Consider the following 12354-nt stretch of genomic DNA (forward strand, 5'->3'; position numbering starts at 1 on the left):
AGCATGAGAAAGAAGGATTTTGCTTTGAAAATCAACAGTTCAAATTTGTCAACAACAACATCTACGACGCCGATTGCTAATACAAGCTCTTGGCTATTGCTTCTTGGTATTTTACTTATCGCCGCTAATTTACGCGCACCTCTAACGGCGGTCGGACCCATTGTATCTGAAATCCAGCATTCATTCGGTATTTCCAGCGCAATGACAGGTTTACTGACGACCTTACCGCTGCTCGCATTTGCACTTATTTCACCTCTTGCACCACGTATTGCTAAGCGTATCAGTATGGAAAACACGTTGTTTATTGCGATGATTGTACTTACAGGCGCAATTATCATCAGATCTCTTCCGACGATTGCTGCTTTATTTGCGGGGACGATCTTGCTTGGCATGGCGATTGCGGTGGCAAACGTATTGCTTCCAAGCTTGATAAAAAGAGATTTTCCGACGACAGTCGGCTTAATGACTGGTTTATATTCGGTATTAATGAATTTATTCGCAGCTTTGGCATCGGGATTTAGCATACCGATTACAGAGCAGCTTTCCTTCGGCTGGCAAGGAATGCTTGCCTGTTGGGCTATCCTTGCACTCATTGCTACCGCAGCTTGGGTGCCTCAAATTCGCTCACTATCTCGCAAAGGTACTAGCAAATTAGCGAAAAGTGAGAAAGGGGTTAGTCTGTTAAGCTCAGGTCTCGCATGGCAAGTCACGATATTTATGGGACTTCAATCTTTTTGTTTCTATGTTAATATTTCTTGGCTGCCTGAAATCCTGTCTGATCGGGGCATGAGTCACGCTGATGCAGGCTGGATGCTGTCGTTACTGCAGTTCGTCAGTTTGCCAGCCACATTTGTCATCCCTATCATTGCTGGAAAGCAAGCTAGTCAGAGAGTGCTTGCAGTTATTACGTCAATAATATTAATATGCGGTTATCTGGGACTGCTTAGCGGTAACCTCGATATCATTCCTATTTGTATGATTTTACTTGGTATTGCCGGCGGGTCTGGCTTTAGTCTAGCGGTTATGTTTTTTGTACTTCGGACGAGCAGTACTGCGCAGTCAGCACAGCTGTCAGGGATGGCGCAATCACTTGGCTATCTGCTCGCAGCTGCCGGACCGTTGTTGTTTGGTTTGATTCATGATTTTACAAATGATTGGACGATATCATTAGTTATGTTAGTTGTGGTTGGAGTTATTTTTGGGTTGATTGGCCTTGGGGTAGGCTCAAATAAAACATTATCTAGTGCACGAGGGAAATAATGATTAGTTATGGATTGAAATCGCGAGCTGAAGTTATCTTGAGATCCCTTGACACCGAACCGAGTGATCTTTATAATCGAAACTAACGATTTTTTTGTATATGGAGCGTTGAAGAGGAACAGTAATTTCGTAAGTTAGGCCTAGAGAGCCGGTGATTTATGGTGGAAGCCGGACCTGCTGCGAAATGAAGCTCGCCTTGGAGCTGTGCGATGAACGGGCCGATGGTATTATCGATTGTCCCGCGAACAAAGCACCGTTTGGCCTGCGATAAGGGCGACAAGTGAGCGATGGGCAAAGCATGTCTGCCGCTAACTAGGGTGGTACCACGGGAGAATAACCTCTCGTCCCTAGCGATTAATCGCTAGGGGCGAGAGGTTTTATGTTTTTTATACGAATAAGCATACAGCACCTATTTTGGGGAGGATACTAACAATGACTCAAGAACAGCAATTTCATGGCTATAATCCGCTTGTTGTCGAACCGAAATGGCAACAATTCTGGGATCAAAACAAAACGTTCCAAACGACTGAGGATGCAGAGAAACCAAAGTTTTACGCGTTAGATATGTTCCCTTATCCTTCAGGAGCCGGTTTGCACGTAGGCCATCCAGAGGGCTATACAGCAACGGATATCGTATCCCGCTACAAAAGAATGAAGGGCTACAACGTGCTTCATCCGATGGGTTGGGATGCTTTCGGATTGCCTGCGGAGCAGCATGCGCTTGATACTGGGCAGCATCCGCGCGATATTACATTTGTAAATATCGATAATTTCCGCAGACAAATCAAATCGCTTGGTTTCTCGTATGATTGGGATCGTGAGATCAGTACAACTGATCCTGAATATTATAAATGGACGCAATGGATTTTTATCCAATTGTATAATAAAGGACTTGCATATGTTGCCGAAGTATCGGTGAATTGGTGTGAAGCTCTTGGAACCGTACTCGCTAATGAAGAGGTCATCAACGGTCTAAGTGAACGCGGTAATCATCCAGTCGTTCGTAAGCCAATGCGTCAGTGGATTTTGAAAATTACTGAATATGCTGATCGTCTATTGGATGATTTGGAAGATCTTGATTGGTCCGAAAGCATTAAGGATATGCAGCGCAACTGGATTGGGAAATCAAAAGGTGCTGAGGTTACCTTTGAGATTGAAGGTCATGATTCGGCATTGGTCGTATTTACGACTCGTCCGGATACATTGTTTGGCGCAACTTACTGCGTATTGGCACCTGAGCATGAACTGGTTGCACAAATCGTAACTGCGGAGCAGAAAGCTGCTGTTGAAGCATACCAATTGGCGGCATCTCGCAAGAGTGATTTGGAGCGTACTGATTTGGCGAAAGACAAATCCGGTGTGTTCACAGGCGCTTATGCGATCAATCCAGTAAATGGCGAGAAAACACAAATCTGGATCGCAGATTATGTACTCGCTGGTTATGGAACTGGAGCTATTATGGCGGTACCGGGTCATGATGCACGTGACTGGGAATTCGCAAAGCAATTTGATTTGCCAATCATCGAGGTTGTTCAAGGCGGAGATATAACGAAGGAAGCTTATGCAGGTGATGGTAAGCATGTTAATTCCGATTTCTTGAACGGCCTGACGAATGCGGATGCGATCGCGAAGATGATTGAGCATCTTGATGAATCAGGTAAAGGTAAAGGAAAAGTAACTTACCGTCTGCGCGATTGGTTATTCAGCCGTCAACGCTACTGGGGAGAGCCGATTCCGATTCTTCATCTGGAGGACGGCACGATGAAGACGGTTCCTGAGGATCAGCTTCCGCTCTTGCTGCCTGATGTTGATGCAATCACACCTTCAGGAACGGGCGAATCACCGCTTGCGAATGTTACGGAGTGGGTAAACACGATCGACCCTGAGACAGGTATGAAGGCAAGACGCGAAACAAATACGATGCCGCAATGGGCAGGCAGCTGCTGGTACTACTTGCGTTTCATCGATCCTAAAAACGACAAGCAGCTTTGCTCACCTGAGAAGCAAAAGGAATGGTTGCCGGTTGACTTGTATATCGGCGGCGCTGAGCATGCTGTTCTTCACTTGCTTTACGCTCGTTTCTGGCACAAGGTGCTTTATGATATCGGTGTAGTAGATACGAAAGAGCCATTCCATAAGCTCGTCAACCAAGGTATGATCCTTGGCAACAACAATGAGAAAATGTCCAAATCTCGTGGAAATGTCATTAATCCAGATGACATCGTAAACGAGTTCGGCGCAGATACGCTTCGTATGTACGAAATGTTTATGGGTCCGCTTGAGGCGACAAAACCTTGGAACACGAATGGCGTTGAAGGAACATATCGTTTCCTTAGCCGTGTATGGCGTTTGTTCATTAATGAGGATGGCAGCTTGAATGCCAAAATCGGAGCTGGGGACACGAGTGACGCGTTCAAACGTACTTGGCATCGTTCGATCAAGAAGATTACAGAAGATTATGAAGCTTTGCGCTTCAACACAGTTATCAGCCAATTGATGATTTTTGTCAACGAGGCCTACAAGACGGAAGTACTTCCGCAAGCAGCGATGGAGCATTTCGTTCAATTGATTTCTCCAATTGCCCCGCATATCGCGGAAGAACTGTGGGAGAAGCTGGGACGCACGGATTCTCTTACCTATGCAGCATTCCCGACGTTCGAGGAAGCTTGGACCGTCGATCAAGAGGTTGAGATCGTCGTACAAGTTAACGGTAAAATCGCGGATCGCGTCTCCATTGCAGCCGATATGGATGTTGCTGAAATGGAAGCCTTAGCGAAAGAGCTTGAGAAAGTTCAAGAGCTGATTGTTGGCAAAACGATTCGCAAGGTCATTGCAGTAAAAGGTAAACTAGTCAATATCGTTGCAAATTAAGGCAAACAGAAGAGGTGAACGGGCTTTAGCTGAAGAACAGCTATTGACCGTTCACCTCTTCGCCTATAAAGGTAGTCGAAACTTTAATGACATCTTCATCGAACTTCGCATGAGTTGTGCGGATAAGCTCATTGAATACGCCCTCTGTCTCGCTGCGCAGTAAATTTAACGCTTGTGCTGTAATTCCGCCTGGGACAGCGACTCTCTCCTGAACCTCCGCTGGCGACAAACCGCCTTCGGTCAGCAGCAAGCCTGTTCCAAGCAGCATGCTGCTTGCCACTCGAAGAGCTTCGTCTCGGCCGATGCCAGTCTCTGCGACAGCTGCATCAACAAATTGCTCAAGCAGGAAAGAGATAAAGGCAGGTCCACAGCTGGATAGATCCGATACGATGCGCGTGTAGCTTTCATCTATTCGCAGCGGCTGGCTGATATGGGATAACAGGTCCTCCAGCTGAGCTTGATCATTTTCATCAATCCTTTTGCCATAGATGCAAAGTGATGCTCCACTCCATACATAATTCGTAATGCTTGGAATGACCTTTGCTACCTTGCAATTGAGTTCGCCTTCAAGATGAGAGATGAGTACGGGACTCGTAATAGAGACGACTATCTGATTAGGTTTAATGTTTGCTTTCAGATCGTCGACCACTTTTTTGAACTCCACAGGCTTTACACACAAAAAAATGATATCGCAGCCGCAGGCAGCCGCGTCATTCGTATATTCGGCTCTTATGCCGGAATAACGGTTGGCCAAAGCTTGCGCTTTTGCAAAGGTGCGGTTGCTGACGGCAATTTGTTTTGGAGATAAAGCACCTGATGCTATCAAAGCTTCAATGAGCAGGCTTCCCATCGTGCCCGTCCCGATAAATCCGACATTCATGCTGAACCCTCCTAAAGGTTTGGTTCTCGTATAACCAGCTTCAAGTCATGGATAAGGATTATACGGGAACAAATCCCGAGTCAAAAACTTCTGTACATGTATTCGTTGTTTGTGCTCTCTTACCTTATTCCGAAGGACTTGTTTGATATGTCATCTGTTTCCAAAAAAAATGTTTCTTTCAAAGGGGATGTTGTGAGGTGAAGTCCAAAGCTCATAGATTATCTGGCAAATCTTTTTTACTTGCTTCTATATTAATCGTGGCCGCAGTTGTTTTGATGGCACTTGCTTTTAAGGAGCCTAAGCGGACGGATACAGGGGAGTGGGTGCCATTAAATGATGCAGTAGAAACTGCAATAGCATCGCTTGAAACAGAGAACGTCATACCATCAATCACGGAAAGTAAATCAGAAAAGCCCGGAAAGCAGGCTTCGCATGTGGAGGAGCGCACGGAGCCTGATGAGGATTCTGTTATTAAGATTGAGGCCGTATCCGCAGCAGAATCAGCGACTACAACAGATACTAATGCAGAAGCAGACTTGAAGGATGCAGGAAAGCTGGATATAAACGCAGCATCAGCAGCCGAACTCGATGAGTTGAAAGGGATCGGTCCATCAAAGGCTCAAGCTATTATTGAAGATAGAGACAAAAACGGCAAATATGTCTCAGTTGATGATTTGCTCCGTGTCAAGGGAATTGGAGAAAAACTATTACAAGGAATACAAGACAGCATTGTAGCTCGTCCATAATTGTGAGAGAATGGAAGGGAGCGGGCGTTTTATCCACCGCTTGCCATTATCTATTAACTTACTTGAAGGAGTCGAGGAAATGTCTGAACAACGCAAGCTTTCTCTTGATACACTATCCGTCCACGGAGGTCAGCAAATCGATCCAACTACGTTGTCTCGTGCGGTACCTATCTACCAGACAACATCTTATGGATTCAAAGATACAGATCATGCAGCAAATCTATTTGCATTGCAGGAATTCGGCAATATCTATTCTAGAATTATGAACCCGACATCGGATGTTTTTGAGAAACGTGTAGCAGAACTTGAAGGCGCTCCTGCTGCCTTGGCAGTTGCATCTGGTCAATCTGCGATTACATATGCAATCCTTAATATTGCGGGTGCCGGCGATGAAATCGTTTCAGCAACAAGCTTGTATGGCGGTACATACAATTTATTCTCGATGACACTTGCGAAGCTTGGCATTACGGTGAGATTTGTAGACCCGTCAAATCCTGAAAACTTCCGTGGTGCTATCAACGAGCGCACAAAAGCGGTATATGCAGAAACGATCGGAAATCCGAAGGGCGATGTTATCGATCTTGAGGCGGTTGCTGCAATTGCACATGAGAATGGAATTCCATTTATCGTTGATAATACGTTCCCAAGTCCATACTTGTGCAGACCAATTGAGCACGGTGCGGACATTGTTGTGCATTCTGCTACAAAATTTATCGGCGGCCATGGAACATCCATTGGCGGTATCATCGTAGACGGAGGAAAGTTTGACTGGAAAGCAAGCGGTAAGTTCCCTGGTCTTACTGAGCCGGATCCAAGCTACAATGGTGTTGTTTATACGGATGCAGTTGGTCCAGTTGCTTATATTATTAAGGCACGTGTACAATTGCTCAGAGATATGGGAGCTGCAATTTCTCCATTTAACTCCTTCCTCTTGCTGCAAGGACTTGAAACGCTGCATCTTCGGATGGAACGCCACAGTTCAAATGCACAAAAGGTAGCAGAGTATTTGGAAGCGCATGAAGCGGTTGAGTGGGTTAATTACCCAGGGCTTCCAAGCCATCCAACTTACGAGCTTGCGCAAAAATATTTGCCGAAGGGCAAAGGCGCTATTATGACATTCGGCATTAAAGGCGGAGTTGAAGCGGGCAAGAAAGTGATCAACGCGGTAGAGTTGTTCTCGCATTTGGCTAACGTTGGCGATTCCAAGTCGCTCATCATTCATCCAGCTAGCACTACGCATTTGCAATTGTCTGTTGAGCAGCAAGCGAATGCAGGCGTTTCCCCTGGTATGATTCGTCTATCGATCGGAACAGAAGGAATTGAAGATATTTTGGCAGATATCGAGCAGGCAATCGCTGCGAGCCAACAAATCTAAACGACATATACTACGCAACTAGAACATCAGATGCAGCATGAGAGAGGAAGTTGAAGTTATGAATACCCAAACGAAGGATGCCGACCGCAAGGACTGGGATACGTATTTTATGGATATCGCTTATATGGTTTCGACGCGTTCGCGTTGTCCGCGCAGACATGTTGGTGCAGTGCTTGTGCAAGGGAAGAAACTGCTCGGCACAGCCTATAACGGAGCACCGATGGGCGTGCAGGACTGCTTAGAAGCAGGCTGCATGATAGCAGAGGAAGTTGAGATGAAGCTGGTTGATGGCAAGGAGCAGCTGTTCAAGAAACAGCGCTGTATTCGCACAATCCATGCAGAGCAAAACTTACTGCTGTTCACAGCTCGTACAGATCGCGAAGGATCAACGGTGTATGTAACCGATCAGCCTTGCTGGACCTGTGCCAATATGCTTGCCAATAGCGGTGTCATTGAAATCGTCTACCATCGCAGTTATCCGAAGGATAGCGAAAAGGTGATCAGCCTGATGGCTCAGAAGGGCATTACATTCCGTTGTTTGGATCATTTCGAGCCGCCTGCTCAAGCACATATGGATGTAACATCTTAGGATGTCTTGTTGAATAGTTGGAAAGAGGAGGAACCTCTGATTGCATCTTTGATGCGTCAGAGGTTTTTTTTATTTCGTTTACCGATTAGAGAATAGGGGGAGCTTAACGTGAATCGACGTCCTTTGATATGGTTTGCGATTTGCTGGGTAATAGGAAGCGCCGCAGCTGCGGGATTAAGCAGCCGCGGCGTTTTGCTTGTAGGCGGAGCGGCTGTGTTGCTCGCGACCGCTGCTGTATTGTGCAGGCAGGCGTCTTGGCAGCTTGCGGCTGCCTGTGCTCTTGCAGTAGGCCTTGCCGCAGGAGAACGTGTATGGGCGGATGCCCGGAACGTGACTGAGCTGCCGGCGCTGCTTGCCGCCGCTGAGGCGGATGGACCGCGAGCTGCGTATGCGGCGGAGGCGGTCGGTACGATTGTGTCCGCGGTAGAGGTCGATGGCGACCGCGCCATGTTTCGCGTGGAGGCGAATAGCATCCACGTGGAGGGCGAAGCCGCAGCGCGAGTCGTGCGCGAGCGAGTGCTTGTGCGTATCCGGCTGGCGGAGCAGCCGGAGCAGGCCATCGCCGCGGCTTGGCAGCGCGGCGACATAGTGCGCATTGCCGGCGAGCTGACGCGGCCGGCTGGCGCATCTAATAGCGGCGGATTCGATTACCGCCGCTATCTGAGCAGCCAGAGAATCCACTGGCTGCTCAAAGTGAAGGGCACCGCCGCCGCCAAGCTGGCGCCGGGCCCCAAGTGGACCGCGGCCGCGCTGCTCGGCCGCGTCGACAACGCGCGCGACTGGCTTGGCGCGCGGATGGACCAGCTGTATCCCTCCTCACAGTCAGGATACATGAAGGGGCTCGTCCTCGGCATTCGCGAGGACCTCGATCCGGAGCAGTTCCAGCAATTTTCGCGACTTGGTTTAACGCATATTTTGGCTATTTCAGGGCTTCATGTCGCGGTGTTCCTCTACGCACTTAGTGGTATGCTTCGATTTGGACGCATCAGCCGTGAACGAATACTGCTGATCCTCATGCTGTCTGTTCCCCTTTACGTGCTTCTTGCCGGTGCCTCGCCTTCGGTAGTTCGTGCTGGACTTATGTCTGTATTAGGTCTGTTAGCGGCGCGGATGGGAAAGCTGAAGGACGGTCTTCATCTTCTTGCCGCCGCCGCAGTCCTTATGCTGATATATGATCCCTTCTTTATAGAAAATGTAAGCTTTCAGCTTTCTTTTATCGTAACGATAGGATTAATTGTTGGTGTTCAACCTGTCAGGCAAACGATGCCGCAGTGGCGCAGAGGCAAACCGTTACTTGACCTAGCTGCCGTTACAATTGTAGCTCAGATAGTATCTTTTCCGCTAACCATCTACTACTTTAATCAGTTTCATGTACTGTCTATGCTCGCAAACTTTGTACTCGTTCCATTTATTAGCTTTATCGTCATGCCGCTCGGCGCAGCTGCGCTTCTACTTGCCATTCCTTGGGAAGCAGGAGGCAAGCTGCTCGCCAATGCTTCACATTATGCGAATGATTGGACTTTTGCGTTTGTTGATCAGTTGTCTGGGATGGATTCGCTTCGAACGATATGGGCAACACCCCCTCTGTGGTGGGTTGCTGCATGGCTATTCGTGTTTGGCGCCATCTTCCGCATGTTGCGTCTTTGGGCAAGGCGTAAAGCTGCAATTCTAGAGAAAACTGCTGCCGCTTCGGATGAAACTGTACCACTCGGACAATTCGATCCATTCCTAAATGTGAAAGAGAATAATAGAAAAATATGCATTGGTTTATTCGGACTTCTATTTTTAGTTATTATGATGCTCTTTTACGCGTATGAGCCGGATATATTAAATAAAGATGCAATGGTTAGCTTTATCGATGTCGGTCAAGGCGATGCTGTACATATCCGTACGCCAAGCGGCAAACATGTTTTAATTGATGGCGGCGGGACGTTGTCTTTTATCAAGCCGGGTCAGGAATGGAAGCAGCGGAGCGACCCTTTTGAAGTGGGCAAAAAGGTGCTGGTCCCATTGTTAATGAAAAGAGGCGTGAGGGAAATCGATATTCTCATTATTTCTCATTTGGACAGCGATCATATTCGTGGACTGAAAGCGGTGATGGAGACGATACCGATTCGCAGCATTTGGTGGAACGGTACGGTCAAGGAGGCGGATGATGCACTGCAGTTGATGAAGCTAGCACTTTCTTTGCAAATCCCGCTCTATCATGCAGCAGCAGGGATGGATTATCAATTAGATCGAGAAACAACATTAAGTGTATTATGGCCGATGCCGCAGTTGGAGAGAGATGTCATGCACCTGGAGGAGCAGAACGAATCAAGTATAGTCTTGAACGTGCAGCTTTATTATTCTAATTTCTTATTTACTGGCGATATTAATTCTGCTACGGAACGAACCATTATTCGTAATGATCAGAGACAATCGTTAATACGTGCAAAGCAGTCGTCAATCAATGTTATGAAAGTCGCACATCATGGCAGTCGTAATTCTACTAGCAAGGAGTGGCTTGAATATTGGCGATCACTAGGGGCAGTAGCGTCGGTAGGCGCTGCGAATAGCTACGGTCATCCGAGCCCGGAAGTGCTGTCTAGGCTAGAAGACGCAGGAACTGCTCTTTGGAGAACAGATCTAGATGGCGAGGTTCGGTTTACAGTTACGAGCCAAGACCTATATACTTATACCAAAAAATAATGAATCTGATAGAACTTAACTGTGGCGAAGAAATTTGTTGAATAGGTATGTTGGAGTTAATGATTCGAATTTCATATTATTTATAAATCATTTTTAGTTATTGTTCATTAGAGAAATTCCGTTGGTCTTTCAACTGTGTTCTATATACGGAGTACTGGAAATTTGGTATCCTTTAATGTGGAGTAAATTTCGAAACATTCACAGCGCAGCGAGTATCTGTATATTTTTTTATCTTTTTTACCTGTTTAGTGAATCGTAATCAGTCCCGCTAGGGGACAATCGCTCTGCTGGTTAATCTTACTAAAAAAAATAAAGTGATTTTTCTAATCTATCTGCAACATTTAACGCAACCGGTTCGTCAGAATGGTTGCAAGAGAGGGGGATCCTTCGTGGTGGAGCCGGAGCTTATAAGAGCCGCCCAATCGGGAGATCGCGATGCTTTAATCACTCTATTGCGAGAGATTGAAACACATGTTTATCGGACAGCCTATTATATATTAAATAATGAACAGGATGCTCTCGATGCAGCGCAGGAAGCGCTCATCCGCATTTATACAAAAATAGGCTCGTACGAAGAAAAAGCGCAATTTAAAACATGGATTCAGCGTATTGTAACAAACATTTGCATTGATAAATTTCGGAGAAATAAACCGACCGTCTCTATAGATGAGCACGACATGGTATTCCACGAAAAACAAAACGTGGAGGACGAAGTAATGTCTGCTTATGCTGTTAAAGACATTCAAGCTGCTATCGATAAGCTTCCAGAGCATCATCGAGCGGTTGTCGTCCTTCGGTACTTACAGGATTTCTCTTACAATGAAATTGCAGATTCGCTTGATTTGCCGCTCAATACGGTGAAATCTTATTTGTTCAGAGCTAGGCAACAGCTGCAGACGTTACTTCATGATTATCAGAAAGGTGGTGTCCGGGGATGAAATGTCAAGAGGTGATGGAATTAATGCAAAGACAGCTAGACGACGATCTCGATGAAAGCGAGAAAGAAGTCTTGATGAATCATACTAGACAGTGTCCGGACTGTGCAGCCATGTTTGAGCGGTTACAATTGTTATCCGCCGAACTTACAAGTTTGCCAAAGGTTATGCCGAGCTATAGCTTGGTCGATGCGATCATGCCACAGTTAGAGCAAATGGAGCTGTTTGGTAAACCAGAAGCGGAATCTCCGTCCATTCTCAGCAGGACGGAAGGTGGAAAGCGTCGTTCGAAGCGTGAGAGGCGCTGGCCGTCCATGCGTGCAATGAGCGGCATTGTAGCTGCCGGAATTGTGGCAGGACTGTTTTTAGTTACGTATAATTCGGGTTCGATGGGCGATATGAGTGCTACGCTATTTCCTGCGAACAAATCGGATAATTCTGCTGCTGATATAGTAAACGATACGCCAGTCGGGATGTCGTATAATTCGGATAAGAACGCGGCTAATGGCGCATCGGAGGTTAGGACCGAAGCAGCAGGTGTTGAACGTAAAGCTGAAGGCCCACAAGAATTTACGACTAAAAGCGGTTCGTTTAAATCTCATCCTGCTGCCGACGAACAGTCTATTGATAAGCAAATCATTGATGGTGAAGAAAATTCCATAAAAGGCGTCACTTCGACTTCGAGCGAATCTGAGGGTTTGCATAAAAACCAAGATCAGAATGAACATGGCATTACGGCTAACAGCACGGCAATTGTATCGCCAGATGGGCGCTATAGCGGGAAAGTTGATAACTTTAAGATTATCGTGAATGTTGTATCGGATCAGTCGATAGTATTCACATCTTCCCGTAAAAACGGTCAGCTTATGAATTTGAGTTGGTCGGAGGATAGTGCGACACTGACCTACGAGGTTCATGTTGAGCAAGGGGCAATTGAGAAATATGTGATTGATCTTGCCACACTCAAGGAGCAGAAGGCTACACGTTAATTTGAAATATAAGTCAAG

9 protein-coding genes and 1 other annotated feature are annotated in these 12354 nt (G+C 46.6%); of the genes, 8 read left to right on the plus strand and 1 reads right to left on the minus strand.

What is annotated here, in order from left to right; translation table 11 throughout:
• Nucleotides 1-24 precede the first annotated feature (24 nt).
• Both AC0YN6_RS12140 and leuS read left to right on the plus strand, forming a co-directional pair.
• Nucleotides 25-1260, plus strand: a complete 1236-nt coding sequence (locus AC0YN6_RS12140; RefSeq protein WP_475747104.1) for a CynX/NimT family MFS transporter — start codon at nt 25-27, stop codon at nt 1258-1260.
• 99 nt (nt 1261-1359) lie between these two features.
• Nucleotides 1360-1612 (plus strand) — a binding site (T-box leader).
• 80 nt (nt 1613-1692) lie between these two features.
• Entirely contained in the window at nt 1693-4131 is a 2439-nt protein-coding gene (leuS, locus tag AC0YN6_RS12145) for a leucine--tRNA ligase (RefSeq protein ID WP_475747105.1), read from the plus strand.
• 40 nt (nt 4132-4171) lie between these two features.
• Here leuS and comER read toward each other — a convergent pair whose 3' ends face one another.
• Complete coding sequence (gene comER / locus AC0YN6_RS12150) at nt 4172-5011, minus strand: late competence protein ComER (protein WP_475747106.1); 840 nt, start codon at nt 5009-5011, stop codon at nt 4172-4174.
• A 197-nt stretch (nt 5012-5208) separates the two neighbouring features.
• Here comER and AC0YN6_RS12155 point away from each other — a divergent pair, with 197 nt between their 5' ends.
• The 6 genes from AC0YN6_RS12155 to AC0YN6_RS12180 all read left to right on the plus strand — a co-directional run bounded on the left by AC0YN6_RS12155 (nt 5209) and on the right by AC0YN6_RS12180 (nt 12336).
• The gene (locus AC0YN6_RS12155; protein ID WP_475747107.1) at nt 5209-5757 is read left to right on the plus strand and encodes a ComEA family DNA-binding protein; all 549 of its coding nucleotides are present in this window, start codon (nt 5209-5211) and stop codon (nt 5755-5757) included.
• A 79-nt stretch (nt 5758-5836) separates the two neighbouring features.
• A complete protein-coding gene (locus AC0YN6_RS12160) occupies nt 5837-7132 on the plus strand; it encodes a homocysteine synthase (RefSeq protein WP_475747108.1) in 1296 nt (431 codons plus the stop codon).
• A gap of 58 nt (nt 7133-7190) precedes the next feature.
• Complete coding sequence (locus AC0YN6_RS12165) at nt 7191-7721, plus strand: deoxycytidylate deaminase (RefSeq protein ID WP_475747109.1); 531 nt, start codon at nt 7191-7193, stop codon at nt 7719-7721.
• A gap of 108 nt (nt 7722-7829) precedes the next feature.
• A complete protein-coding gene (locus AC0YN6_RS12170; RefSeq protein ID WP_475747110.1) occupies nt 7830-10412 on the plus strand; it encodes a DNA internalization-related competence protein ComEC/Rec2 in 2583 nt (860 codons plus the stop codon).
• 389 nt (nt 10413-10801) lie between these two features.
• The gene (locus tag AC0YN6_RS12175) at nt 10802-11350 is read left to right on the plus strand and encodes an RNA polymerase sigma factor (protein WP_053376850.1); all 549 of its coding nucleotides are present in this window, start codon (nt 10802-10804) and stop codon (nt 11348-11350) included.
• The gene (locus AC0YN6_RS12180; RefSeq protein ID WP_475747111.1) at nt 11347-12336 is read left to right on the plus strand and encodes an anti-sigma factor family protein; all 990 of its coding nucleotides are present in this window, start codon (nt 11347-11349) and stop codon (nt 12334-12336) included. Before AC0YN6_RS12175 ends, AC0YN6_RS12180 begins: the two co-directional genes overlap by 4 nt.
• Nucleotides 12337-12354 lie beyond the last annotated feature (18 nt).

Source organism: Paenibacillus sp. J22P15 (genome assembly GCF_056269345.1).